28 protein-coding genes are annotated in these 25703 nt (G+C 62.9%); 16 read left to right on the forward strand and 12 right to left on the reverse strand.

The window, feature by feature from the left end; all coding sequences use genetic code 11:
* Nucleotides 1-35: 35 nt before the first annotated feature.
* Nucleotides 36-293, reverse strand: coding sequence for a hypothetical protein (locus tag LXM96_RS00910; RefSeq protein ID WP_239996344.1), 258 nt, complete (start codon nt 291-293; stop codon nt 36-38).
* Nucleotides 294-445: 152 nt separating this feature from the next.
* Between LXM96_RS00910 and hemF the strand changes: the two genes are divergently transcribed.
* The 3 genes from hemF to LXM96_RS00925 all read left to right on the forward strand — a co-directional run bounded on the left by hemF (nt 446) and on the right by LXM96_RS00925 (nt 2022).
* Complete coding sequence (hemF, locus tag LXM96_RS00915; RefSeq protein WP_239996345.1) at nt 446-1360, forward strand: oxygen-dependent coproporphyrinogen oxidase; 915 nt, start codon at nt 446-448, stop codon at nt 1358-1360.
* A 102-nt stretch (nt 1361-1462) separates the two neighbouring features.
* Nucleotides 1463-1750, forward strand: coding sequence for a hypothetical protein (locus LXM96_RS00920; protein ID WP_239996346.1), 288 nt, complete (start codon nt 1463-1465; stop codon nt 1748-1750).
* Nucleotides 1751-1836: 86 nt separating this feature from the next.
* A complete protein-coding gene (locus tag LXM96_RS00925) occupies nt 1837-2022 on the forward strand; it encodes a DUF1059 domain-containing protein (RefSeq protein WP_239996347.1) in 186 nt (61 codons plus the stop codon).
* 9 nt (nt 2023-2031) lie between these two features.
* Here the strand turns inward: LXM96_RS00925 and LXM96_RS00930 are convergent, their stop codons facing one another.
* Genes LXM96_RS00930 through LXM96_RS00940 form a run of 3 tightly spaced genes read right to left on the reverse strand, consistent with a single transcriptional unit; the run spans nt 2032 to nt 4546 of the window.
* Complete coding sequence (locus LXM96_RS00930) at nt 2032-3294, reverse strand: CCA tRNA nucleotidyltransferase (protein ID WP_239996348.1); 1263 nt, start codon at nt 3292-3294, stop codon at nt 2032-2034.
* A complete protein-coding gene (locus LXM96_RS00935) occupies nt 3291-3926 on the reverse strand; it encodes a CoA pyrophosphatase (protein ID WP_239996349.1) in 636 nt (211 codons plus the stop codon). The genes LXM96_RS00930 and LXM96_RS00935 overlap by 4 nt, the downstream gene beginning before the upstream one ends.
* Nucleotides 3923-4546: a DUF1285 domain-containing protein gene (locus LXM96_RS00940; protein WP_239996350.1), complete on the reverse strand. Its 624-nt coding sequence runs from the start codon at nt 4544-4546 to the stop codon at nt 3923-3925. Before LXM96_RS00940 ends, LXM96_RS00935 begins: the two co-directional genes overlap by 4 nt.
* Nucleotides 4547-4718: 172 nt before the next feature.
* Here LXM96_RS00940 and LXM96_RS00945 point away from each other — a divergent pair, with 172 nt between their 5' ends.
* The 8 genes from LXM96_RS00945 (at nt 4719) to LXM96_RS00980 (ending at nt 13378) form a co-directional block, all read left to right on the forward strand.
* Entirely contained in the window at nt 4719-5732 is a 1014-nt protein-coding gene (locus LXM96_RS00945) for an AAA family ATPase (protein ID WP_239996351.1), read from the forward strand.
* Nucleotides 5733-5759: 27 nt separating this feature from the next.
* Nucleotides 5760-6677 (forward strand): DUF58 domain-containing protein, encoded by a 918-nt coding sequence (locus tag LXM96_RS00950; RefSeq protein ID WP_239996352.1) that lies wholly within the window; start codon nt 5760-5762, stop codon nt 6675-6677.
* Entirely contained in the window at nt 6674-9484 is a 2811-nt protein-coding gene (locus LXM96_RS00955; protein WP_239996353.1) for a DUF4159 domain-containing protein, read from the forward strand. The genes LXM96_RS00950 and LXM96_RS00955 overlap by 4 nt, the downstream gene beginning before the upstream one ends.
* An 11-nt stretch (nt 9485-9495) precedes the next feature.
* On the forward strand, nt 9496-11562 hold the full coding sequence (locus LXM96_RS00960) for a hypothetical protein (protein WP_239996354.1): 2067 nt from the start codon (nt 9496-9498) through the stop codon (nt 11560-11562).
* Between the two features lie 62 nt (nt 11563-11624).
* Nucleotides 11625-12044 (forward strand): GNAT family N-acetyltransferase, encoded by a 420-nt coding sequence (locus LXM96_RS00965; protein ID WP_239996355.1) that lies wholly within the window; start codon nt 11625-11627, stop codon nt 12042-12044.
* Nucleotides 12045-12293: 249 nt separating this feature from the next.
* Nucleotides 12294-12503: a cold-shock protein gene (locus tag LXM96_RS00970; protein WP_239996356.1), complete on the forward strand. Its 210-nt coding sequence runs from the start codon at nt 12294-12296 to the stop codon at nt 12501-12503.
* Nucleotides 12504-12641: 138 nt separating this feature from the next.
* A complete protein-coding gene (locus LXM96_RS00975) occupies nt 12642-13022 on the forward strand; it encodes a DUF6481 family protein (RefSeq protein WP_239996357.1) in 381 nt (126 codons plus the stop codon).
* A gap of 68 nt (nt 13023-13090) precedes the next feature.
* Nucleotides 13091-13378, forward strand: coding sequence for a hypothetical protein (locus tag LXM96_RS00980; protein ID WP_239996358.1), 288 nt, complete (start codon nt 13091-13093; stop codon nt 13376-13378).
* A gap of 19 nt (nt 13379-13397) precedes the next feature.
* On the opposite strand, the gene LXM96_RS00985 is transcribed toward LXM96_RS00980, so the two are convergent.
* Both LXM96_RS00985 and LXM96_RS00990 read right to left on the reverse strand, forming a co-directional pair.
* Entirely contained in the window at nt 13398-14711 is a 1314-nt protein-coding gene (locus tag LXM96_RS00985; protein ID WP_239996359.1) for an MFS transporter, read from the reverse strand.
* A 69-nt stretch (nt 14712-14780) separates the two neighbouring features.
* Complete coding sequence (locus LXM96_RS00990) at nt 14781-15296, reverse strand: GNAT family N-acetyltransferase (protein ID WP_239996360.1); 516 nt, start codon at nt 15294-15296, stop codon at nt 14781-14783.
* A gap of 244 nt (nt 15297-15540) precedes the next feature.
* On the opposite strand from LXM96_RS00990, the gene LXM96_RS00995 reads away from it, so the two are divergent.
* On the forward strand, nt 15541-16524 hold the full coding sequence (locus LXM96_RS00995; RefSeq protein WP_239996361.1) for a glutathione S-transferase family protein: 984 nt from the start codon (nt 15541-15543) through the stop codon (nt 16522-16524).
* Nucleotides 16525-16537: 13 nt separating this feature from the next.
* Here the strand turns inward: LXM96_RS00995 and LXM96_RS01000 are convergent, their stop codons facing one another.
* Complete coding sequence (locus LXM96_RS01000) at nt 16538-17023, reverse strand: NUDIX domain-containing protein (RefSeq protein ID WP_239996362.1); 486 nt, start codon at nt 17021-17023, stop codon at nt 16538-16540.
* 67 nt (nt 17024-17090) lie between these two features.
* Here LXM96_RS01000 and LXM96_RS01005 point away from each other — a divergent pair, with 67 nt between their 5' ends.
* From LXM96_RS01005 to LXM96_RS01015, 3 genes are all read left to right on the forward strand, one after another.
* On the forward strand, nt 17091-18044 hold the full coding sequence (locus LXM96_RS01005) for a metallophosphoesterase family protein (protein ID WP_239997170.1): 954 nt from the start codon (nt 17091-17093) through the stop codon (nt 18042-18044).
* Nucleotides 18045-18131: 87 nt separating this feature from the next.
* Entirely contained in the window at nt 18132-18602 is a 471-nt protein-coding gene (locus tag LXM96_RS01010) for an RNA polymerase sigma factor (RefSeq protein WP_239996363.1), read from the forward strand.
* Nucleotides 18602-19420 (forward strand): anti-sigma factor family protein, encoded by an 819-nt coding sequence (locus tag LXM96_RS01015; protein WP_239996364.1) that lies wholly within the window; start codon nt 18602-18604, stop codon nt 19418-19420. The genes LXM96_RS01010 and LXM96_RS01015 overlap by 1 nt, the downstream gene beginning before the upstream one ends.
* 4 nt (nt 19421-19424) lie before the next feature.
* Here the strand turns inward: LXM96_RS01015 and leuA are convergent, their stop codons facing one another.
* The 3 genes from leuA to LXM96_RS01030 form a co-directional block, all read right to left on the reverse strand.
* A complete protein-coding gene (gene leuA, locus LXM96_RS01020) occupies nt 19425-21137 on the reverse strand; it encodes a 2-isopropylmalate synthase (RefSeq protein ID WP_239996365.1) in 1713 nt (570 codons plus the stop codon).
* Between the two features lie 327 nt (nt 21138-21464).
* Entirely contained in the window at nt 21465-22649 is a 1185-nt protein-coding gene (locus LXM96_RS01025; RefSeq protein WP_239996366.1) for a benzoate/H(+) symporter BenE family transporter, read from the reverse strand.
* Between the two features lie 177 nt (nt 22650-22826).
* Nucleotides 22827-23414 (reverse strand): ATP-dependent Clp protease proteolytic subunit, encoded by a 588-nt coding sequence (locus LXM96_RS01030; RefSeq protein WP_239996367.1) that lies wholly within the window; start codon nt 23412-23414, stop codon nt 22827-22829.
* A gap of 215 nt (nt 23415-23629) precedes the next feature.
* Between LXM96_RS01030 and LXM96_RS01035 the strand changes: the two genes are divergently transcribed.
* Nucleotides 23630-24217 (forward strand): HupE/UreJ family protein, encoded by a 588-nt coding sequence (locus LXM96_RS01035; RefSeq protein WP_239996368.1) that lies wholly within the window; start codon nt 23630-23632, stop codon nt 24215-24217.
* A gap of 62 nt (nt 24218-24279) precedes the next feature.
* On the opposite strand, the gene queF is transcribed toward LXM96_RS01035, so the two are convergent.
* The gene (gene queF, locus LXM96_RS01040; RefSeq protein ID WP_239996369.1) at nt 24280-24744 is read right to left on the reverse strand and encodes a preQ(1) synthase; all 465 of its coding nucleotides are present in this window, start codon (nt 24742-24744) and stop codon (nt 24280-24282) included.
* On the reverse strand, nt 24741-25661 hold the full coding sequence (locus LXM96_RS01045; protein ID WP_239996370.1) for a cation diffusion facilitator family transporter: 921 nt from the start codon (nt 25659-25661) through the stop codon (nt 24741-24743). The genes queF and LXM96_RS01045 overlap by 4 nt, the downstream gene beginning before the upstream one ends.
* Between the last annotated feature and the right edge of the window lie 42 nt (nt 25662-25703).

The raw sequence follows: 25703 nt of genomic DNA on the forward strand, positions 1-25703 counted from the left end.
CCATCATGAGCACGTGCTGACGGCGCTGTCGCGGGCTAGTCGGCGGTCGGGAGACGACGCATCGTGAACTCGATCTTGTCCCCTTCAAGCTGGCGCCAGCTCTCCACTTCGGTCCAATAGGCAGCCTTGGGAAAGGCATCGAACCATTCCCGCGCCTTAACGCGCGCATCTTGTCGCGACATCGTGAAGGTCTCGCGGACGAACAGGCCGGAGGGCTTTTCGCCCTTCTCCAGGCGATGCCTGTCCATCCTGCGCTTCAAGCCGTCGAGCGGCGGCGGTCTGAATTTCGCCATGCACCCTACCTCTCCGGTAGGAAGATAGCGTGCATGTTCCTGCCTGACGAGTCGAATCTGCACTGGCCAAAGGCGTCACCGGTTGGCCCGCCAATGCCATTGCTGCTAAAGGTCTGTCTCCCACAGGAATCAGTGACCAGGGTGATTTGACGATGGAACGGCCAGTCTTGCCGAAGAACCTGCCCGACGACATCGAGGAAAAGAAGGCGATGGCCCGCGCCTGGTTCGAGAGCCTTCGCGGCACGATCTGCGCGTCGTTCGAAGCCTTGGAGGACGAGCTGATCGGCCCCCTTTCCGACCAACCCCCCGGACGCTTCGTGGCAAAAGACTGGCAGCGCGATGAGGGGATCGGCGGCGGTGGCCGCATGTCGATGATGGAAGGACGCGTCTTTGAGAAGGTCGGCGTCCACACCTCGACAGTCCATGGCGAGTTTTCAGCCGATTTCCGTAGCCAGATGCCCGGCGCAGACGAAGATCCCCGCTTCTGGGCTTCCGGCATCTCGCTGATCGCCCATCCGATCAACCCGAACGTGCCCGCGGTTCATATGAACACGCGCATGGTTGTCACATCGAGTCAGTGGTTCGGCGGCGGCGCCGATCTGACGCCGGTGCTCGATCGCCGGCGAACACAGGATGATACCGACACGGCACTTTTTCACCGCGCCATGGAGATTACCTGCCGCCGGCATGAGGCCGTGGCCGATTACGAGCGCTACAAGGCCTGGTGCGACGAGTATTTCTTCCTGAAGCACCGCAACGAGCCTCGCGGCGTCGGTGGGATCTTTTTTGACTGGCTGCATTCGGACGAGGAACGGGGGGGCTGGAATGCTGACTTCGCCTTCGTGCAGGATGTCGGCCGCGCCTTCAACCTCGTCTACCCGCGGATCGTGCGAGCGAACTTCGACACCTCATGGACGGAAGCCGATCGCGACGAGCAACTCATCCGCCGGGGGCGTTACGTGGAATTCAATCTTCTCTATGACCGCGGGACCATCTTTGGATTGAAGACCGGGGGCAATGTCGATTCCATTCTATCCTCGCTGCCACCGGTGGTGCGGTGGCCCTAGGATACCAGGCAAATGCCCATATGACGCCTTGCTAAAATTTAGCGTATTCAAGCGATCTGTTTGGTGCTAGCTTCCTCTTCACAGCACCGGAGGAGGAACGCAATGATAGCGTCGAATGACATGCCAGTGCCGCGCAAGCCCGTTCTCGATACGGTATCGGAACGGGGCCGCCTCAAGGGCAATGATGACCTTGTCGAGCGGCTCGCGCGGGAACTACGTCTCCGTAGCGACCCACACCTGCCGCACGAATTCTACATCGAGCAAGTCAGGCGGCAGTTGGCGGGCCGTATCGGCGTCACCGGCACCCCTGTCGGGGACCAGATCCTGGGAGCCAGGAAGGCGCCTCTTCAGTCCGCCTCCGTGTTCCATGCTTGGGCCATGCCGGACTGATCCTCAGGGAACCCCCTTAGACCTCTATTGTTAAGGACACAGACGGAAAGGACTTTTTCCGTCTGCCGACGAGAGAGGAGGACCCAATGAGATTATTCGAATGCGGTACCCTTGTCCCAGGCTGCCCTTGGCACACCCGGGCAGATGAAGATGCGGAGATCGTCCGCCGTGCCGTCGAGCATATGCGTAACGTGCACGGTGAAGAGATCATTCGAGAAAGCATGGTCGAGAACATCAAGGCGCGCATCAGAGATGATGCCGAGGCGGCCTGATTCCGCAAGCTAGGGCTTGTGTCGAACCAACTCCTCGAGCCGGGCGGTCAGCGCCGCCCGGTCCAGCGAAAAATTGCGCTCCACCCAAAGCGTCTCCAGCGACGACAGCATCTCGCCCACCTTTTTGCCTGCCGGCACGCCAGCGGCGAGTACATCCGAGCCAGTCAACGGAAAGATCGGTCTCGTGTAACTGCCGCACCGCTTGAGCAAAGCGGTCAGCCGGGCCGCCTTTCGCATCGACAGCGGATCGCCTTCCGCCGCCGCGCGCGCGCTAGAGAGCGCCAGCCGGATCCGCATCGACAGTCCCCCAGAACCGTGCCGGTAGAGCAGCCGATCGAAGCCGACGTCCGTGACCTCGTCCGGCAATACCGGTGCCTTCGCCCATTCCTGCAAACGGGCAGCATCGGCGCTGGAGAGGCGCAGCCTCTTTGCCAATCCCTCCAGCCGCCCGGCGTCCGGTGGGACGATCGCCGCAAGCCGCAGCAGCGGATCCGGCGTCCACCCAAGCGCCTGCTCCGTCTGCACAAGCGCATGGATGGCGTCGATGCCCCACTTTTCCGTTTCCGACAGGATCTCCGTCAGCACGCCCGTCTGGCGCATCCACAGAAGCGCCCGCGACGGGTCCGGTGCTGCCAGCAGCTTCTTTGTCTCCGCCCAGATGCGTTCGGACGACAGCGTCTTCAGCTTGTCCTTTGCCCTGGCAGAGGCGCGCAGGCCATCCGCATCAGGCCGGCCGCTGCCGTAATAGGCGAAGAAGCGGAAGAAGCGCAGCACGCGCAGATAATCCTCGGCGATCCGCGTCGCGGCATCCCCGATGAAGCGCACGGTGCGCGTCTTGATATCGGCAAGCCCGCCGACGAGGTCGATCACCTCCCCGTCCGCACCTGCGTAAAGCGCGTTGATCGTCAGGTCCCGCCGCTCCGCATCGACGGTCCAGTCGGTACCGAAGGCAACCCGCGCATGCCGCCCGTCGGTCTCGACGTCGCGCCGCAGTGTTGTCACCTCGTAACCGCGCCCCTCCACCACCAGCGTCACGGTTCCATGGTCGATGCCGGTCGGAACCGCCTTGATTCCCTTCTCCTTGGCGCGCTCCATCACGTCCTGCGGCAGAAGTGTGGTTGCGATATCGATGTCCCCGACCGGCAGGCCCATCAGCGTGTTACGGATGGCACCGCCGACCACGCGCGCCTCGCCACTGTCGCTGTTGAGCACGGAGAGGATCCGCGTCAGGGCCGGCTCGGTGAACCAGGCCTCCTGCGCCACTGAAGTCATGCATAAAGCCTTTCGTACAACGTCCTGACAATGCTTGCGGTAATGCCCCAGATGTTCCGCTCCTGATAGGGCAACTGATAAAAATGCCGCTCTGCACCGTTCCAGATCCGGCTACCGCGCTGGTGGTTCTTCGGCTCCATCAGAAAGGAAAGCGGCACTTCGAAGACATTGTCCACTTCCTGCGGATTCAGCCGAAGGTCGAAGCCGCGCCGGACAACCGAGAGAACCGGTGTAATTCGAAAACCCGTCGCTGCTAGATATTGCGGCAAGCGTCCGACTGGCTCGACGAAATGCCGTGCCAGGCCGATCTCCTCCTCCGCCTCGCGCAGCGCCGCCTCTTCGGGCGAACCATCCTCCAGATCTATGGCACCGCCTGGAAATGCGATCTGCCCGGAATGCTTCCGCAGCGTCGCCGTCCGTTGGGTGAAAATCACCTTGGCCTCGTCGCCGTCATCGATCACCGGCACCAAAACCGCCGCGTCGCGCAGATGCAGCCCCTCGATCATCGTCATCCATTCCGGATTGAGCAGGTGGTCGCCATGGTCGCGCCATGCCTCCTCCACCGGCGCCCCGGCCTGATTGAGCGCCCGCGTGCGAAAGTCCTCGGCGGAAAATGGTTTTGTTTCACTCATTGCGACAGCTGATCCAGCTCTCGCGCAGGCATCACCGGGAAGATCTCGTCACCGGAGCGAACGGCGAACATTTCCTCTCCGTCGATGCTGACTGTTCCACCAAGCGCCACCAGATCGTACATCACCGCTCGCGAAACCAGCGCCTCCAGCCTTCCCCGCACCAGGAGATAGGGCTTCAGCTCCGCATGGCCACCCGTCATTTCGAAGCGAAGTGGATGGTCCGGCCCGGCTTCGACGACATCGCCGACATTCGTCCGGAAGGTCAGAACCTGCTGCCCGTCCCGTTCCGACACGTTCATCTCCACGGCAAGGAACGGCGCGTCTTCAACCTCGATCCCGACCTTTTCCACAGGCGTGACCAGATAGGTCTTTCCGTCCTCATCCTTGCGCAGCACGGTTGAGAACAACCGCACCAGCGGCTGCCGTCCGATCGGCGTTCCCATGTAGAACCAGATGCCGTCGGCTCGGATCTTCATGTCGAGATCGCCGCAGAAGGGCGGATTCCACTTCTCGACCGGCGGAAGGCCAGGTTTTCCGCCGGCCTTCTGCTCGGCGGCACGGGAGATCATGGCAGCCAGTCCGGCGGCGTCCGTCGCTGTCTGAATGGTGTCCTCTGCCATCTTTCAGTCCCGCTTCCGCTCTAAGCACATCTGTGTCACGAGATAGTCATTCGCGGCGTGCTTGTCAGCCGCTGTGGTGGCAATAAGTTGGTTTGGAAGAAGCGTATGCGGCAGTGCAGCGATTCGCAGTCCCGGCATGAAGCCGGGAGCCATGCCTGATGGAGAGCGCGAAATGGGCCTGATGAATTCCACCGATACCGTTCTCGACGACAAGGCGGTCGTGGCCGCAGCGGAACGAGCGCTTGCCGATGTCGCCGCCGTTCGCAATGAAGTCGCCAAGGTGATTTTTGGTCAGGAGCGGGTGGTGGAAAACACCATGCTCGCCCTGCTGTCGGGCGGCCACGCGTTGCTCGTTGGCGTTCCGGGATTGGCGAAGACGAAGCTGGTGACCACGCTCGGCACCGTGCTCGGCCTGCACTCCAGCCGCATCCAGTTCACGCCCGACCTGATGCCGTCCGACATCCTTGGGTCGGAAGTAATGGACCAGGATGAAAGCGGTCGCCGGTCCTTCCGCTTCGTCAAGGGTCCGGTCTTCGCGCAGCTGCTGATGGCCGACGAGATCAACCGCGCGTCACCGCGTACGCAGTCTGCTCTTCTCCAGTCTATGCAGGAATATCACGTGACGATTGCCGGCCAGCGCTACGACCTGCCGGCGCCCTTCCACGTGCTCGCGACGCAGAACCCGCTGGAGCAGGAAGGCACCTATCCGCTTCCGGAAGCCCAGCTCGACCGCTTCCTGCTTCAGGTCGACGTGCTTTACCCCGAACTGGATGCCGAACGGCAGATCCTGCTCGAGACCACCGGCCGCTCCGAGGCGAAGCCGCGTGAAGTCATCGCGGCCGAGCGGCTGCAGGAGATCCAGTCGCTGGTGCGGCAGATGCCGGTCAGCGACAAGGTGGTCGATGCCATCCTCTCGCTTGTCCGCTCCGCCCGCCCCGGCCATGGCAACGCCACCACCGACAAGAATGTCGCCTGGGGCCCAGGGCCCCGCGCCGGGCAGTCGCTGATGCTCACCGCCCGCGCCCGTGCGCTCTACGAGGGTCGCCTCGCGCCGTCGCTCGACGACGTCTACGCGCTCGCCGAGCCGGTGCTGCAGCACCGCATGGCGCTCACCTTCGCAGCGCGTGCCGAAGGCATGTCGGTGCGCGACGTCATCGGCGGTCTCGTCAAACAGGCGCGCGGCTGACGCGGCTGCCCTAGAAAGGACCCTGCGTTGGCTTCCATCGGCCAGATCGTTCAGCAGACTTCAGGGAGCGAGGTTCTGTCGCGTGCGCAAGCGCGTGCAGCCCTGGTGCCCGACTGCATGGTCGAGGCCAAGCGCATCGCCAATACGGTCATCGCCGGCTGGCACGGCCGCCGCAAGCGCGGCATCGGCGAGAATTTCTGGCAGTTCCGCCCGTATGCTGAAGGCGAAAGCTTCGCCGCTATCGACTGGCGTCGCTCTGCCCGCGACGACCACACCTATGTGCGCGACCGCGAATGGGAAGCGGCCCACACCGTGTGGCTCTGGGCCGACCTTTCCCCTTCAATGATGTACAAGTCGACCTTCGGCAGTGTCTCGAAGGAAAGTCGTGCGCTCGTCCTGATGCTGGCGCTGGCCGAGATCCTGGCGCGCTCCGGCGAACGTATCGGCTGCCCTGGCATCATGGAGCCAGTCTCTTCCCGCAACGCAGCAGAACGGCTGGCGACGGCAATCATGCACGCTCCGCAGACGAGTGGCATGCCGGACACGAGCATGATCCGCGGCAACAGCGATATCGTCCTGATCGGCGATTTCCTCGACGAGGCGGACCGCATCATGGAGCGGATTGCACCGCTCGCCCGCCGCGGCATGCGCGGTCATGTCGTCGAGGTCGCCGATCCCGCGGAAGAGACCTTCCCCTATACCGGGCGCACCGAATTTACCGATCCCGAAACCGGCGAGAAGCTCGTCTCCGGACGTGCGGAAACCGTGCGTGAGGACTATCGGCGCGCCTACCTGCTGCGCCGTGAAACGCTGGGCGAAGCCTTGCGGCGCCTCGGCTGGAGCTTCGCCTTCCACCGCACCGATCACCTCGCCTCCGAAGCTCTGGTCGCGGTCCACGGCTCTCTTTCCGGAATGCCGGTCACAGGCTACGGAGGCCGCTCATGAGCGCCTTTGCCTTCGCCAGCCCCGCGATCCTGCTCGGCCTGCTCGCCCTCCCGGTAATCTGGTGGCTGCTGCGGCTGACGCCGCCGCGCCCGAAGACGGAAGTCTTTCCGCCACTGCGCATCCTCGCAACGGTCCTCAAGCGGGAAGAAACGCCTGCGCAGAGCCCCTGGTGGCTGACCCTGTTGCGCATGGCGCTGGCCGCGGCGATCATTCTGGCCATCGCCAACCCAGTGATGAACCCGCGCGCAAACTCGCTGAACACGGGTGGTCCGCTCGTCTTGGTGATTGACAATGGCTGGGCGACCGCTCCCGACTGGGATCGCCGCGTCCGCACGGCGGAGGCCTTGATCGGCGATGCGGAGGATGCCGGCATCCCCGTTTCCATCGCCTTTACGGCAGAGACAAGCTACGACGCCGTCCCCGGCAGCGCTGCTGCCGCTCGGGAAAAGCTCGCTGCCGCGCGTCCGAAGCCACTCGTCCCCGATCGCGAGCGCACCGCAGCGGCCATCACGGAAGCTTTGAACGGGACGCAGCCAGGCAGCCTCGTGATGCTGACCGACGGCATCGCCGGGGCGTCAGATGAGGCGGCTCTCGCCTCGCTCTCCTCCCTCGCACCTGCCGAAATGAGGATCATCGAGGGCGACGGCGCAGGAACGGTTGCCCTCAGCGGCGCAGCCAACAATGCCGACTCCATGTCCGTTACGGCGACAAGACTGAACACCGCCTCCGCCCAAAGCCTCGCAGTCAATGCGGTCGACACCCAGGGACGCTCTCTGGCATCCGGCACCCTCAGCTTCTCCCCCGGCAGCGGCACGGCGACGGCCGAGATCTCGGCGCCCTTCGAACTGCGCAACGATTTCGCCCGCCTGCAGATCGCAGACATGGCGACCGCGGGTTCGGTGCGGCTTCTTGACGACGGCTTCAAGCGGCGCCGCGTCGCGCTCATCGCTGGCGACAGCGGCAGCGATTTCCAACCCCTGCTGCAGCCGCTCTACTACATCAGCCGCGCGCTCCAGCCCTATGCCGACCTGATCGAACCGACGACCGCTGATCTTGCCGTCTCGATCCCGCAGATCCTGCAGAGCAATCCGTCCGCCATGGTGATGGCCGATGTCGGCCGACTACCGGCTGAGGTCTACGAACCGCTGGAACAATGGATCTCGCGCGGCGGCACACTCATCCGCTTCGCCGGGCCGCGCCTTGCCGCAGCGCCTGCCGACGATCCGCTGGCGCCGGTCGTTCTTCGCCAAGGCGAGCGCGCGCTCGGCGGCGCGATGTCATGGTCGGAGCCCCAGTCTCTCGCCCCGTTCCCGCCGACCGGCCCCTTCGCCGGACTGCCGCCGGCCGAAGACGTCACCATCATCCGGCAGGTGCTGGCGGAACCGACGCCGGATCTGGCCGAGCGCACATGGGCAAGCCTCGAAGACGGCACACCGTTGGTTACCACGCGGGAACAGGAGAACGGGCGCATTGTTCTCTTCCACACCAGCGCCGAAGCCACGTGGTCGAACATGCCTCTGTCCGGAACCTTCGTCGAGATGTTGCGCCGGCTCGTCCAGATGGCACGGGCCGGAGGCGCTGCGAGTGCGGCAAACGGCGCCGAGGGTGCAGCCGCCCTGCCCCCCTACCGGCTCTTGACTGCAGACGGTTCGCTTACAACGGAAACCGGCATCGCCAAGCCGATTGCAATTGAGGCGAGCGGAACACCGGTCGCCGCTTTCGATCACCCGCCAGGTCTCTACGGGACCGAAGACGGCTTCACCGCCGTCAATCTTCTGGCGCCGGACACGGAGCTGCAGCCGTTCGACGCGAACACCGCGGACATGAACGTGGCGCGTGAAGGCCTGATCGGCGAGGAAGCACGTTCCCTGCGGCCGTTCCTCTTCGCCGCAGCCTTCGCGCTCATTCTTCTCGACAGCCTCATCGTCCTGTTCATGAACGGTGCCTTCTCACGCCTGCCCCGCCCGAGCCGGTCAGCGACGGCAGGTATTGCCGCGATCGCCGCCCTGATCCTCGTCCTCCAGCCGGGGCTAGGCTACGCACAGGACACCAAGGCCGGCGACGAGGTGATTATGGACCGCCTCGATACCACCCACCTCGCCTATGTGGTGACGGGCGAGGACGAGGTAGACCGCGTCTCGGAACTGGGCCTGCAGGGCCTCACCCAGTTCCTCACCTACCGCACGACCCTTGAACCCGGAGAACCCGTCGGGGTCGACATCGCAACGGACGAGCTCTCCTTCTATCCAATCATCTATTGGCCGATCTCGGCCGATGCGCCGATGCCCTCGCCCGCTGCGATCTCCCGCATCGACGCCTATATGCGCAACGGCGGCACGGTTCTCTTCGACACGCGCGACCAATTCTCAAGCCTGGAGTCCGGTGCAACGACGCCGAATGGGGAGCGGCTGCAGGCCATTCTCGCCAATATCGACATTCCGCCGCTGGAGCCAACGCCGGAAGACCATGTGCTCGCCCGCTCGTTCTATCTGCTGAACGATTTTCCCGGTCGATACGCAGGAAGCCGGCTCTGGGTCGAGGCCCGCCAGGAAGCGACGCAGGCCGGCAGCGAGCTCTCCTCGTCCGGCGATGGCGTAACGCCACTTTTGATCACTGCCAACGATTTTGCCGGGGCATGGGCGATCGACGCACAAGGCTCTCCGGTTCTTCCGACCGTGCCTTCCGATGCCATGCAGCGGGAATATGCCTACCGCGCGGGCGTCAACATCATGATGTACATGCTGACCGGCAACTACAAGGCTGACCAGGTGCATGTCCCGGCCCTCCTCGAACGGCTCGGCCAGTAGGACGCGACGGCATGACGATCGAGTTCTCACCCTTCTTTCCCTGGGCCGTCATGGCGGTTCTTGCCGTTCTGGCAGCGATCCTCGCCACGCTCGGCTTCTGGCGCGGGGTGCGCGGTGCACTTCTCCGCACGGTGGCGCTTGCAGCCCTGCTTCTCGCGCTTGCAAACCCGCTGCTCACCCAGGAGGACCGCGAGCAACTGACGACCGTCGTGCCGATCGTCGTCGACCGCTCGCAGAGCCAGGAGACGGCCGGCCGCGATGACCAGACCGATCAGGCGCTGGCAGGACTGCAGGAGCGCTTTTCCCGCTTCCCGCGCATCGAGACCCGGGTGGTCGAGGTCGATGACGATGCCGATACCGACACCCCGTCGACCAAACTGTTCTCCGCCCTTTCTACGGCGATCTCCGACGTCCCGCCCGGCCGCATCGGCGGCGCGGTATTCCTGACGGACGGGCAGATCCACGACCTTCCCGGCGTCAACCAGGATCTCGGCTTCAACGCACCGGTGCACGGGCTCATCACCGGGCAGCCGGACGAGTTTGACCGCCGGGTGCAGATCGTCAAAGCGCCTCGCTTCGGCATTGTCGGAGAGGAGCAGCAGCTTACCTTCCGCGTCTTTGACGACGGCCGCAGTGCCGGAGGCTCGGCCGAAGTGATGGTCAGCATGAACGGTGAGCCGCTGGCGACGCTGCAGGCGGCCCCGGGCGTCGATACGCCCTTCTCCTTCACCGTCCCGCGCGGCGGCAACAACGTCATGGAATTTGCCGTGGCCGAGGTGCCCGGCGAGGTGACGCCAGTCAACAACCGCGCCGTCCATGTCATTGATGGCATTCGCCAGAACCTGCGCGTCCTGCTCGTATCCGGCGAGCCACATGCGGGCGAGCGCGCCTGGCGCAACCTCTTGAAATCGGACGCTTCCGTCGACCTCGTCCACTTCACCATTCTGCGCCCGCCGGAGAAGCAGGATGGCACGCCGATCAACGAGTTATCGCTGATTGCTTTCCCGACGCGTGAACTCTTCGTCGAGAAGATCGAGGACTTCGACCTCATCATCTTCGACCGCTACACGCATCGCAACGTGCTGCCGATCCTCTACTACGACTACATCTCGCAATATGTGCAGAACGGCGGCGCGCTGCTGATTGCCGCCGGCCCCGAGTATGCGGGCGACAGCTCGATTGCCGCGACACCGCTGTCTCAGGTGCTGCCCGCCGTCCCCACGGGCGAAGTCCACGACGCTGGCTTTTACCCGCGGCTTTCCGAGGATGGTCAGAAGCATCCCGTCACCCGCGGTCTCGACGGATCGGGTCAGGAGCCGCCGGCCTGGGGCCGCTGGTTTCGCTCGATCGACGTTCCGCCGCCGGAAGGCCAGACAGTTATGCTCGGCGACGATAACCGCCCGCTCCTGGTGCTCAACCGCGAAGGCGAAGGTCGCGTGGCCATGCTGCTCTCCGACCACGGCTGGCTCTGGGCGCGCGGCTTCGAGGGCGGCGGGCCACATGTGGCGCTTTATCGCCGCATCGCCCACTGGCTGATGAAAGAACCGGATCTGGAGGAAGAAGCGCTGACGGCGCGGGCCAGCGGGCGAACGCTCGAGGTGACCCGCCAGACGATCGGCGATGATCCTGGCCCTGCCACCATCACCTACCCGTCCGGTCGGGCAGAAACGGTCCCCCTGGCCCAGTCAGGTCCTGGCCTCTACCGCCTTGATCGGCGGATGGAGGAAACGGGCCTGTTCGAGATCGCCAATGGCGACTTCACCACGCTCGTCCATGTCGGAGCGGTCGACGCGCCGGAATTCACCGCCATGATCTCGACGGAAGAGACCCTGGCGCCTTACGCGGAGCGAAGTAAGGGGCTCGTCACCCGCGTCGCGGATGGCAACGGCGTCCAACTGCCGAACATCCTGCCGGTTCGCGGCGAGGTGCGCATCAACGATCCGGACCGCATGGTTATCCGCCTCACCGACGAGACGGTGCTGCGCGGCGTCAACACCATCCCACTCTTTGCCGGCTTCGCAGGCCTCTCGGCGCTGCTCTTTGCCGTGGCCGCCATGTGGTGGCGCGAAGGACGCTAGGCAGGGTTTTTGCGCGTCAACATGCCTGCTATCGCTCCCTCTCTTGTATCATGGAGAGTGCGATGCATCTCGGACTGGAACTCAGCGACACCTACTCGCCCGAAGAAGAGAAGGCGATCCTCGATCGGCTGGTCGCCTACAACGTCGAGCGCTTCGGTCCTATGGACCGCAAGGACATCGCCATCATCCTGCGCGACGAGTCGGGCGATCCGGAAGGCGGCCTGATCGGACGGACCGGTCGTGGCTGGCTGTATGTCCAGATGCTGTTCGTCCCGGATCATCTCCGTGGGCAAGGGATGGCGACCCGTCTCCTTGCCCAGGCGGAACAGGAAGCGAAAGCCCGCGGCTGCCGCGGCGCCTATCTCGACACGATGAACCCGCACGCGCGCGACTTCTATGTGAAGCTCGGCTACAGCGTCATCGGCGAACTGGCGGGGCTCGACGGTGGTCATGCGATCACCTGGCTGAAAAAGCCGTTCTAGCTCACGACGGCCCGAGATCGAAAGCGGCGCGACTTTTGAAGGAGCACAACCTGAGGAAGCATTCACCGCTGCAACCAAAACAAAAAGTTGACATTGGGGTACCGGTGGCGTAATGAAGCATATCGATACTTTGTTTGCCGATAGTTTTTACCGCGCCTTGCGCTTCGTGACGAACTTCCTTCTCTCAAAAGTCGAAACCCCGTCGTGCGTCGCCCGGCGGTGATCAATCTCGCTAGGAAAGGGTTCGTTATGACCACTGGCACAGTAAAATGGTTTAACTCCACCAAAGGTTACGGCTTCATTGAGCCCGATGATGGCAGCGCGGACGTGTTCATCCACATCTCGGCTGTCGAACGCGCCGGCATGAACTCGCTCGTTGAAGGCCAAAAGCTTGGCTTCGAACTCGAGCGCGACAATAAGTCGGGCAAGATGTCCGCCGGTCAGCTTCGCGCTGCCTGAGACTTCCAGCTGCCGATGACGGCGGATGTACTGGCATCGCGGCGATGAGTTTGAAGGGCCAGGCAGCATGTCTGGCCTTTTTGCATTGTGTCGGCCGCCGTTTTGGCCGCGGCCGCAAGCTTCACAAAGGAACTTCATTTGAGACACCCCAGCGACAATGGCTTCGCCGAACGCCGCACAGCCGCGGCCGAGGCCAAGCGTCAACTACTGGCAAAATTTGCATCCGCGCCTAAGCCGACCGATCCAGAAATGCAGGAGAAGCTTGCCGCCCGTGAGGCCGTCGCGCAGGCACGCGAGGCGCGGCGTGCAGAGCGGGAAGCCCAGAAGCAAGCCGAACACGATCGTATCCTTGCCGAAGCAGCCGCAGTGGCGGCAGCTGCCGAACAGGAACAGCGCGCCGAGGCCGAGGCCCGTCAGGCCGAAATCGCCGAGCGGGTATCGCGCGTCGTTGCCGACGAGGCTGCACGAAAAGCAGAACGCGACCGCCGCTATGCCGCCCGAAAGGCGCGCCAGCGCTGAACGCGCCGCTCGCATTCGTCTGCCGGGCGGGCGAACGCTCGAACACCATCATGACTAGGAACAACAGAATGATCGAACTCACACCCACGCAGGTAAAAGGCCTGAAACTGGCCAAAGACGGGAATGTTTACCCACAAGAAGGCAAGAAGTGGACGCATCTCAACGCCCAGGTCACCTATGCCCGCACCGATCGCTTCAAGGAGCGCCCGCAGAAGATCAAGTTCATGACGACCACCACGCTCGGCGAACTGCGACAGCAGGGGCTTGTCCAGCCGGTGGACGCGGACGTCGAACCCGATCAGTCTGCCCATACGATCACGATGGCCGGAAAGATCCACCTTCTGAAGATCAAGTAGAGCGGCACCCAAGCGCTACTCACGTCAGCGAAACCGCCCGCGTTTCCGTGTCGATCAGGAACCCTGCAACCGCCGCAAACAGAAGCAGGACCGCAAAGATCGCCACCGCCAGGCCGAAGCTCTGCGCGACCACAAGCCCGATCAGTGAAGGCGCAAGCAACCCACCGAACCGGGCCATCGCCCCGGCCGCTCCCATGCCGGTTGCACGGGAGGCGGTCGGATATAGCTCCGGCGTGATGGCATAAAGAGCACCCCACGTGCCAAGCAGCGCAAAGCTCATCAGCAGCAGCGCCCCCCCGACCATGACACTGCTGCCGCCGATGACGAAGAGCAGGCAGCCTGCCGCCGATAGCAGACAGAACCCTATCAGCGTTGGCCGCCTGCCCCATTTTTCTACCCCGTAAGCCGCGAGAGCATAGCCCGGCAGTTGCGCGAGCGCGATCAGGACAAGAAACCCGTACCCGCGCACAAAGCCAAAGCCCTCCCCCGCCAGCCGCGGCGGTATCCACGCGAAGACCCCATAGTAGGACACCGAGACAAGAAACCAGATCGCCAGGATCATCAGGCTGCGCCGGCGCAATGTACCGGAGAAGATTTGCACCTCCCCGATCGGCGGCGGCGTTTCAAGCTGATATCCAACGGGCATGGGTGGTTTTCCATTTGCCACGAGGATCTGATCCATGATGGACTTCGCCTCATCCCCACGCCCGGAACGCATCAGGTAGAGCGGCGACTCCGGAACCAGGAACCGAAGACCAACCCCCACCAGCGCAGGCAAGGCGGTCACGGCGAAGATGTATCGCCATGCGTCTTCCACCCCGGCAAGGCTTGTGATCCACGCCGCGATCGCCACAACCAGCGTCCCTACGGCCCAGAAACCTTCAAGCAGCACCAGCCAGCGCCCTCGATTTCTCGCCGGCAAAAACTCCGCCATCATCGCGTAATCGACTGGCAATGTCCCCCCGACGGCGACGCCCGTCAGGAACCGCAGCAAGAGCAGGATCGCAAAGTCCGGCGCGAAGACGGATAGGATGCCAAAGACCGCGTCGCAGGAAACGGTGACGATTAGAACGTTTCGTCTACCAATCCTGTCCGCAAGCCGACCGAAGCCAAGCGCGCCGAGCAACATGCCCAGGAAAAACAGCGTCCCTGTCTGCAGTGCCTGCGGTACAGTCAGTCCGAAGGTGGTGGCGATAGATGCTGCAGTGAATCCCACCGCCAAGACCTGCATGGCGTCCGCCGCCCAGACCAGACCGAAAATTCCGATCAGGCGCTTCTGGTAGCTTCCCGCACCGGCGCGTTCCAGAGCCTCGTCGATCGTGATTGTCGCCATGCCATCACCCCCGTCTGAGCAGGGCAGCGCCTCCATCGGCACGCCCATCTGCTGCTTAGAGGACTTGGTTTACTCACGCCAGTGGATTGTTCCAGCAAGCCGAGGATGTACACTCTCCGCCAACGGCACCACGAGGACGCGGCCGGGGTCAACCGGACCAGGGAAGGTCAAGGCACCATAGGCGACCTTCTCGAAGCCGAGCGGCATGTAATAAGGCGGATCACCGACGAGGATCACGGCTTCCGAACCTGCACGGCGTGCCGCCTCGATCGCGATGTGCACCAGTTCGCGGCCGATACCGCGGTTCTTGTGGGAAGGCCGCACGGCCAACGGACCCAGAAGATGACCACGGACCTCGCCGGCAATCACCGGCGTCATCCGCACCGACGCAATCGTCTCCCCGTCGTCGGCACAAACGAAAGACAAGGCCCGGTCGTGCGGACCCTGCTCGCGGATCCGCGCAGCCGCACGGGCGTGCCGGCCTGGCCCGAAGGCTTCGGCATTGATGAGTTCGATGACATCGTCATGCGATGCATCTTCAGTCATGTAGACGAGGTCGTGCTTGGGGAGAAGTTGCGGAGCCATGGTGAACCGAAGCCGTAGATAAAGAGCGGACAGGACAATGCGATCTTGTGATGCCGTTTGGCATCCTTCAGAAGATCAGCGTCGTCGCAGTGCCCGTGCTTCGGTCATGGCATTTCCCAAGGTGATGATGCGCCTTAGCAGGAAAGATTTGTGCCGCCAACCGAAAAACGCAGTGTTCAACGCGCGAAGGCTCGCAATCGCAATCTCCTGCCGTAAGTTTAGCGGAAGCAAAAAGGAGATCCGCATGGGCAGGCTCGTTGAAGGAAAATGGCAGGACGTCTGGTACGACACGAAATCGACCAAGGGACATTTCAAGCGTTCAGAATCCCAGTTCCGCAACTGGATCACCGCAGATGGTTCCGCAGGGCCGACAGGGCGTGACGGGTTCAAGGCAGAATCCGGTCGATACCACCTCTACGTGTCGTATGCCTGTCCATGGGCCCACCGCACCCTGATCTTCCGCAAGCTCAAGAAGCTGGAGGATTACATCTCAGTCTCCGTTGTCAGCCCGTTGATGCTCGACAACGGCTGGGAGTTTTCCGAAAAGGATGGCGGCACGAAGGACGACCTCTTCGGGCTGGACTACCTCTACCAGGTCTACCTGAAGGCCGACCCGAACTATTCCGGGCGGGTTACCGTGCCAACCCTGTGGGACAAGCAGCAGCAGACGATCGTCTCCAACGAGAGTGCGGAGATCATCCGCATGCTCAATACGGCCTTCAACGAACTGACCGGCTCGTCGGACGACTTCTATCCAGAAGGCCTGCGCACGGAGATCGATGCACTCAATGATACCATCTACGACACCGTCAACAACGGGGTCTACAAGGCAGGTTTCGCCACCACTCAGGAAGCCTATGAGGAGAACGTGCACGCCCTCTTCCGCACACTGGACATGCTGGAGGACCGGCTCGGCACGCAGCGCTACCTGTTTGGCAATCGCCAGACGGAAGCCGATTGGCGACTTTTCACCACTTTGGTACGCTTCGATCCCGTCTATGTCGGGCATTTCAAGTGCAACATCCGCCGGATCACCGACTATCCGAACCTGAGCGGATACCTGCGAGATCTCTATCAGGTTCCCGGCGTGTCGGAGACGGTCCACTTCGACCATATCAAGCAGCATTATTACCGAAGCCACCCGACGATCAATCCAACCGGTGTAGTGCCCGTGGGGCCGAAGATGGATCTGGATGCTCCGCATGAGCGGGCGCTGCTCCACCACTGATCGCGGCGACCTTCTACCAGAGATCCGTCGGCGGCACCTCTCCCCGTAGTTCCCGAAGACGAGAAAGAGTTGCTGTCGTCGTCTCGTTCGGCAGCGCATCGAGATCAAAGAAACGCCCCTCGGCGATCTCTCGATCCGGCAGCCGTGGTTCCGTCTGCTCCACGTCGACCCTGTAGAGCACCACGTGATCACGCTTGCTGACGCGGCTGTTGTAATAGACGTGGAAGAGCTCCGGCGCCGACGTCATCAACAGGTTGCCTTCCTCACGCAGTTCTTTTTCCAGCGCCGCCCGCACCGTCTCGTGTCTCTCGACGCCGCCACCTGGAAGATACCAGCCCGGAACATAGGTGTGGCGGACAAGGAAGACGCGGCCTTCAGGATCAAAACAGGCTGCGCGCACACCAAGGGTCATGCCGCGCGTCAGGATGAATATGCCGTGGAACAGCCTTAAAGTAAGCCAGCTGCGCAGCCTCTTTACCTCATCACCGCCTTCGCTCATCAGCAAATCACCCAGAAGAAAGAGGATTAGGATAACGAATCCTAGCGTGATGCGTTATGTCTGCACCATGTACAAATTTGCACATATCTCCGACATTCATCTCGGCCCACTTCCACGCCTCACGCTCCGCGAGCTGATGTCGAAGCGCATTACCGGCTTTGTGAACTGGCACAGGAATCGGCGCAAGCACCTTTTCGTTAACACCCTTGATCTGCTCATCAGCGACCTGAAGCTCCGTGAGCCGGACCACCTCATGATTACCGGCGATCTCGTCAACCTCGCGACCAGCATTGAAACAACACTCGCCGGGGAATGGCTCCGATCCGTGGGTGATGCCGAAGATACGACGGTCGTGCCCGGCAACCATGACGCTTACGTTCCTGGAGCGCACGAACGGTCCGTCAACGAGTGGTATCCCTATATCATCGGTGACGACGGCACCCGCGACTGGTCTGACGAGACGAAGGTATTCCCCACCATCCGGCGACGTGGTCCGGTGGCCATCATCGGCTGCTCCACCTCCGTTGCGACCCCACCCTTCTCGGCCTCCGGCTATTTCAGCCCGCGCCAGGCACGTGAAACGGTGAACCTCCTGAAAACGGCAGGTGATGAGGGGCTCTTCCGCGTCGTGCTGATCCACCACCCGCCGATCCGCGGCGCCGCCTCGTCACACAAGCGCATGATCGGCATCCGGAGGTTCGCCGCAGCGATCTCGACGGGCGGCGCGGAACTCGTGCTGCACGGTCATACTCATCTGAACACCGTCTACTGGCTGAAGGGCCACCATGGACAGGTGCCGGTGGTCGGCATCGCCTCCGCCTCGCAGGGACCCGGCGGGTCCAAGCCCCGTGCTGCCTACAACCTGTTTCGCCTCTCGGGAAGTGCCGGGGCATGGAACCTTGCCTGCGACCGGTATGCCCTCACCGAAGCCGGAGACGGCGTCCAGCTTGACAACAGCCACATCTTCTATGGAGAGGATCCCGGATTTTTTTCAGCTCCTGAAGCGGCCAGATTGTTTTAAGCGGTATCTGTCACCTCGCCATATTCGCTTCACACCTTGGGGATAGGGGCTGGCATCCAAGCGTCAACAAGGCCTGCTGATTTGACAATGACATCCGGCGCATCGCCCGAAATCCGGCGCCACATCGTTTCGCTTCTACCGCGCCTGCGACGGTTTGCGCAGACCTTGCCCCCAAGCGTCGAAGCAGCCGACGAATGTGTCCGCTCGGCCTGTACGAGGGCAATCACCGGCGGGCGATCTCCATCCCAAAGTCCATCCATCCTTCCATGGCTTTTCGCGCTCGTGCGGAGCGCAGCCTCGCTGGCACCAGTTTGCCCCACGAAAGCTCCCGAAGTGTCGGACGCCAGCCGCTCCTCTGAAACCGAGCAGCAGGCGATAGTCCTCGGGCTGCCGGCGGGCGAGGCAAGCGCCTTCCTGCTCGTTGAAGTCGAAGGCTTCACCTACGCAGAGGCAGCCGACATCCTCGGCGTCGACCGCGAGACGCTCGTCTTGCGCCTTTATGAGGCGCGCGTGAACTTTGCCGCCATTGCGGCGCCCACGGTTCAACGGAGAGCTTGATGAAGAGTGCGGGGAACAGAAACGGCCTGGGTCTGAGCGCGCTGCTCGAGCGGGAACTGCCCGCACATGAACAGCGGGCGCTTGAGGCCTTGCTGCGGGAGAATGCGCAAGCACGGGCGACTCATGACATGCTGAAGAACGGCAACAACCGGGGCCGTGAGATCTTTGACGACCTCTTGAAGGAGCCTGTCCCGCTGGACCTCGTCCGTGCCATCAAGACCACGCCGCCTCCACGCAAGGTGGTCCGGCTTCCGGCGGAGCCGCGTGCGTCCTTTTCGTTCAGGCCCAACACCCTCCAGTCCATCCTGGCTGGTGTTCTGCTGTTTTCGATTGGCGGCGGCCTGGGCTACGGGATCGGCCAACAACCGGTTGCGCCGGCGCAGGCACTGGTGATGGAGAACCGCGACTGGCTGGACGACGTCGTCGCTCACTACCGGATCTTCTCGCGCCAGCCGGGCCAGCTTGCGGAGATGTCCGCCGCCGATCCAGCCGCAATCGTCGAATGGCTCCTGGCCAATACCGGCATCAACTTCCGCATCCCTGACCTTTCCCCGAACGGTCTCGAATTCGAGGGCGCTCGACTGTTTGCCGCCGGCGGACAGCCGGTCGGGGAACTGATCTACACCTCTTCCGAAGGCGAAGTGATCTCGATCCTGTTTCGCAAGTACAATCCGGATGACGACGGCTTCACCGAGCTCATCCGCGATAACATCGCTCTGATGTCGTGGAAGAGTGCGACGGCCACCTATGTTGCCGTCGGCCCTTCCTCCGCCGCCTCACTGGACGAGATTGCGGCAAAGGCAGCCGGCCTGATCTGACGGATCAGGCCTTCTTCTCGTCGAGCACGCGATTGGCGGCCGAGACGATTGCCTCGAGCGACGCCGTCACGATGTTGGTATTGATCCCGGCCCCGAACAGCTTGCCCGCAGGATGCTCCATCTCCACATAGGCGATGGCTGCGGCATTCGACCCATGCTGCAGCGAATGCTCCGAATAATCCGCGACCGAAATCTCGATCCCGAGATAGCTGGACAGCGCATTCACGAAGCCGTCGATCGGTCCCGTCCCCTTGCCTTCGATCCGCTTCGTCTCGCCCCGATCGGTAATCTCCGCCGCAACCACGCGCACGCCCTTGTGCTCGGTTCCAGCGGGATAGGTGTGGTGATCGACGAACTTGATGCGCGCTTCAGGCTGCTCGACGTAACGCTCGATGAAGCGCTCGTAGATCTTCTTCGAAGGCAGCTCCTTGCCTTCCTCGTCGGTGATCCGCTGGATGTCCTCGCGGAACTCTACCTGGAGGTTGCGCGGCAGGTTGATGCCATAGTCGGCCTGCAGAATGTACGCGATGCCGCCCTTACCGGATTGCGAATTGATGCGGATGATCGCTTCGTACGTGCGCCCCACATCCTGCGGGTCGATCGGCAGGTAGGGCACTTCCCACACAGGTGAATTGGCTTGTCTGATCGCCTTCATGCCCTTGTTGATCGCGTCCTGGTGCGAGCCTGAGAAGGCCGTGTAGACCAGTTCGCCGACGTAAGGATGACGCTCCGGGATCACCATTTCATTCGAATATTCGTAAACAGCCTTGATCCGCTCGATGTCGGTGCAGTCCAGCTGTGGATCAACGCCTTGCGTGTACATGTTGAGCGCCAGCGTCACGATGTCGACATTGCCGGTCCGTTCGCCATTGCCGAACAGCGTGCCCTCGACACGGTCGGCACCCGCCATCAAGCCCAGTTCCGTGGCAGCGATCCCAGTGCCACGATCGTTGTGCGGATGCAGCGAGATGATGACGTTCTCGCGGTTGTCGATATTCCGGCACATCCACTCGATCTGGTCGGCGTAGATGTTCGGCGTCGACATCTCTACGGTCGAAGGCAGGTTCAGGATCAGCTTGTTGTCCGCCGTCGGCTTCACCTCGGCGATGACCGCATTACAGATTTCCAGCGCCACTTCCAGCTCGGTACCGGTGAAGCTCTCCGGCGAATATTCGAAGCGGTAACCACCGCCCGCCTTGGCTGCCATATCGGTGATCATCTTCGCCGCATCGACGGCGATCTGCTTGATGCCGTGGACGTCCTTGCCGAACACCACCCGGCGCTGCAGCTCCGATGTCGAATTGTAAAAATGGATGATCGGCCGGTGTGCGCCTTCCAGCGCCTCAAAGGTGCGCGTGATCAGCTCCGGCCGGCATTGTACCAGCACCTGCAGCGAGACATCGGCGGGAACGCCGCCCTCCTCCACGCACCAGCGGGCGAAGTCGAAGTCGGTCTGCGACGCCGATGGGAAGCCGATCTCGATCTCCTTGAAGCCCATGTCGAGCAACAGCCTGAACATCCGCGCCTTGCGGTCGTGACCCATGGGGTTGACCAGCGACTGGTTGCCGTCGCGCAGGTCGACGGAGCACCAGATCGGCGCCTTGTCGACTATCTTCGACGGCCAGCTACGGTCAGGAATGTTGATCTGCGGATAGGGCCGGTACTTCACTGCCGCGTCCGGCATGCCCTTGGCTGAAATGGGGGTTTTCGCATCCATCGTCGTCTCTTCTCGCTCACGCACCGCCGGTCATATGCCGTTGCAGGTGCGGACCCTCGCGGGTCTTCATGTGGTCCGTCTTGAATGATTGTGAGAGGAGCTCTTGCGCCGGCAGGCTTTTCGGCCGCCGGGCGCTCCTCAACGGACCCGGCAACCGCGCGTAAGGTCGAGGCTAAGAAGCGAGAGAGGCGCGAAAACCGTCGCCCCGGCTGCGGTGCAGCGGGCGGCAAAACGGCTAGACATGATCGCGCCTGTCATGGTCATGGGCGAATCTATACGCCGAGAGGGCAGCCCTGACAAGGCGGACGACGTCATTCCGGTACGCCCTCACCCGGCACGTCGTGCCATCACCCGCTGCAGCCCCATCATCAGCCCGCCCGCGACCAGTCCCCAGAAGGCGCCGGAGATTCCCGCAAACGACACACCAGATGCCGTGATCAGGAAAGTCACGGCCGCCGCCTCGCGCGTCTCCGGTTCCTTGAAGGCAGCCACGGCCGACCCCGAGAAAGCACCGATCAATGCCAATCCCGCCACAGCCTGGATGAGGATCGGCGGCGCGAGCGATACGAAGGCTGTCACTGCCCCCGCCATGAGGCCGAGCACGACATAGCCGATGCCGCCAATGATCGCCGCCCAATAACGCTTGGCAGGGTCGGGATGCGCATCCTCGCCTGCGCACATGGCAGCCGTGATGGCGGCGAGATTGACTGCATGTCCCCCGAACGGTGCCGACAGCAGCGAGAAGATCCCGGTCGTTGCAAACAGCGGACCCGGGTTTGGCTCGTAGTGGTTGACCTTCAGCACCGCGATCCCGGGGATGTTCTGCGACGCCATCGTGACGATGAAGAGCGGCAACGCGATCGAGATCAGCGCCGGCAGCGTGAAGAGCGGCGCGACGAACTCGATCGGCGGCGCCAGCGACTGCGACCACTCAGCCATCGCCCCCTCCGGCAGCTCGACGCCAAGCACCATGACACCGACGAAAGCGGCAAGCGCGGCAGGCACTGCATAGAGCCGCTTCACCATCAGGACTACCGCCCAGGCAATGAGGATCGGCAGGCCGAGCAGCGGATCGAAAGCGATCGCCTTGAAGGGTGCAAAGCAGAGGCCGAGGATGACGCCGGAAAGCATGGCATTGGCGAGCGGAGCCGGGATGGACGCCACTGCGCGGCCGAGCGGCCTGAACAGGCCGGCAAAGACGATCATCACCGCACAGACGACGAAGGCACCGACTGCTGCCGGAAACCCGCCGTCCACGGCACCGGCTGTCGCAAGCAGTGCCGCGCCCGGTGTCGACCAGGCAATAGAGACCGGTAGCCGCGTCAAGGCGCTGAGCACGATCGCACAGACACCCATGGACACCGAGAGCGCCATCAGCCCCGAGGCTGCTTGATAATCGGTCGCCCCGACGCCTTTCAGCCCCTGCAGGACAACGGCAAACGAACTGGCGAAGCCGACGAAGGCTGTCAGGCAGCCCATGAAGAAGCTCTGTGGAGAAAGATCTTTGAGCACGGGAGACTCGGCAATGGCAACTCTGAAAGTCACTAGCGAGACCAGAGAAACGGGATGTTGGCAAGTCGGCGCAGGCATCGAACGGTTCGCCCTACCCGTGCCGCTGGGGGGCTTTGCCAAACAAGAACCCGTCGGCAGAGGCCGACGGGGTCCAAATTTCTATCTTTCCGTAGTGGTTCAGCCGATCTCGGACTGGTTCACCACGACGCGGGACGCAAGGCCATAGGCCACGCCGTCTTCCGCCGAAAGCCAGTAGTCGCGATCAATGTCCTTGGCGATCTTCTCTTCGGTCTGGCCGGTGGCCTTGGCGAAGATCTTGATCAGCCGCTCGTTCATCTTGATGATCTCGCGGGCCTGGATCTCAATGTCTGAAGCCATGCCGCGCGTGCCGCCGGACGGTTGGTGCAGCAGGAAGCGCGTGTTCGGGAGCGCGATTCGGCGCTCCTTCGGAGCAGCGACGTAGATCAGCGCGCCGGCGGAGGCGACCCAGCCCGTACCGATCATCCACACCTTCGGCTTGATGAACTTGATCATGTCGTGGATCGAGTCACCGGATTCCACGTGACCGCCCGGTGAATTGACGTAGATGCGAATGTCCTCGTCGCTCGCTGCGGCAAGTGCCACGAGCTGCGTGTTGACCTTCTGCGCCAGTTCCTGGGTGATCGGACCATAGATGAAGATCGAACGCGACTTGAAGAGGTTCGCTTCCGTTTCCTTGCCAAGCGGCAATTCCTTGACCTTGTCGTCGTCGTTTTCGTCGTTCATCAGCATCTCCAGTATGGGATTTGTCTTCACGGACATAATGCCTTCGTGCCGGTAAAACAATGCGCGAAACCCACTAAGGTGAATGACGTAGGTGCAGCGCCTCGCTGGGTCCGTACCGGCATGGACACGCGCCCTCGGCCTGTCTTATCGTGGCCGCCGATATTGCTGCCTCGCGTCCGCTACGGTCCGAGGCGTCTTCCAGAGGGGTCGAAGAAATGTTGAAACGTCTTTCCATCGCCGCATCCATGTCCGTCACTGCCGCAGCACCGGCCTTTGCGCATCTCGACCCCACCGCCCACGGCTCTTTCATGGCTGGCATTTCGCACCCGCTCTTCGGCGCCGACCATATTCTTGCGATGGTGGCTGTCGGGCTCTGGGCCAGCCAGATCGTGGTAAATTCCGGGAATCGCCGCCCGCTCTGGATCGTTCCGGCAGCCTTCGTTGGCACCATGGCACTAGGCTTCCTGGCTGCGGTGGCAGGCATTGGTCTTCCCTTCGTCGAGCCTGCCATCCTCGCATCGGTGGTGGCGCTCGGCCTACTCGTCGCGATGGCGGCTCGCCTGCCGACCGCTGCCTCGGCGGCGGTGGTCGCTATTTTCGCCCTCTTCCATGGCCACGCCCACGGCGGCGAACTCGGCACGGCTGGTGCCCTGCAGTTTGGTCTAGGCTTCGTCGTATCGACGGCCCTCCTGCACGCAGCCGGCATCGCCCTCGGGCTCGGCATCGGCCGCTTCGCCCCCTGGGCAGCTCGTCTGGCAGGCGGCCTCACCGCGCTTGCCGGCCTATCGCTCGCCTTCGGATGAGCCTGAGGCAAAAAAGGGCACCGACGGGTGCCCTTTTCTCATGCTGAGCGTACCGCCGCAGATCAGCCGCGACCGCGATAGGTCGCGACACCCTGCTCCGGCAGCCACACGCCCTTTGGCGCCTCGCCCGTCTGCCAGAATACGTCGATCGGAATGCCGCCGCGCGGATACCAGTAAGCGCCGATCCGCAGCCACTTCGGCTCCAGCAGCTCCACCAGCCGTTTGCCAATATAGATCGAGCAATCCTCATGGAAGGCGCCGTGATTGCGGAACGAGTGCAGGAACAGCTTCAGCGACTTCGATTCCACCAGATGCGCCTCGGGAATATAGTCGATGACGATATGCGCGAAGTCCGGCTGACCTGTCATCGGACAGAGCGAGGTGAATTCCGGTGCCGTGAAGCGCACGACGTAATCCGTCCCCTGATTGCCGTTCGGCACCTTTTCCAGCACCGCCTCTTCGGGGTTCTGCGGCGCATCCACCTGCCGGCCGAGCTGGGAAAGGCTTGATGTGTCAGTCATACTCACTGGGGTGTTCCTTCTACCTTGACCCTGATGCCATGCGCGCGCTCCCCTTCGGGTTCAACATGAATGGCGAGACTGGCGCCCGGTATGACTTCCTTGATGGCGTCTTCAAGGCGATCGCAGATCTCGTGCGCATCTGCCACCGGCAGGTCTGCCGGCACCACAAGATGGAAATCAATGAAGGCGGCCGCACCCGCCCGCCGTGTCCTCAGATCGTGCACACCCAGCGAGCCAGCGGAATTGGCCTTGATCGCCGCGCGGATGGCAGCCTCTTCCTCGGGCGTCACGGCCCGGTCCATCAGCCCGCCGAGCGAGTGGCTGATGACCTTGTAGCCCTGGTAGAGGATGTTGACCGCGACGGCCATGGCAAGCAACGGGTCAAGGATCGCGTATCCGGTCGAAACGGCGAGCACCAGTCCGATGAAGACGCCGGCCGAGGTGACGACGTCCGACATGATGTGGTGGCCGTCCGCGGCAAGCGCGGGCGACATATGCTGCCGCCCCACCCGGATCAGAACACGCGCCCAGACAAGGTTGATCACGCCGGCGGCAGCATTGATCCCGAGCCCCAGCACCGGCGCTTCGAGAAGCTTCGGCGCGAAGAGCTCGCCCCACGCCTCCTGGACGATCAGCAGTGCCGCGACGATGATCAGCGCGCCCTCCAGCACCGCCGACATGTATTCGGCCTTGTGGTGACCGAACTGATGGTCGTCATCGGCCGGGCGCGCCGCGTAGCGGATCAGGAAATAGGCGATGAAGGCGGCAACCACGTTGACGGTGGATTCCAGCCCGTCGGAAAGCAGCGCCACCGACCCCGTCAGCCACCAGGCCACGAGCTTCAGCCCCATCACTCCGAAGGCCAGCGGAATCCCCCAGAAGGCGAGTCTCTCGACGATCGGATCGGTTCTCGTGCCCACCATGCCGCCCATGCCTTTGCGAGTGAATTGCAGGAGCATTGCTCC

The organism is Rhizobium halophilum, from assembly GCF_021648825.1.
Lineage (GTDB): Bacteria > Pseudomonadota > Alphaproteobacteria > Rhizobiales > Rhizobiaceae > Neorhizobium > Neorhizobium halophilum.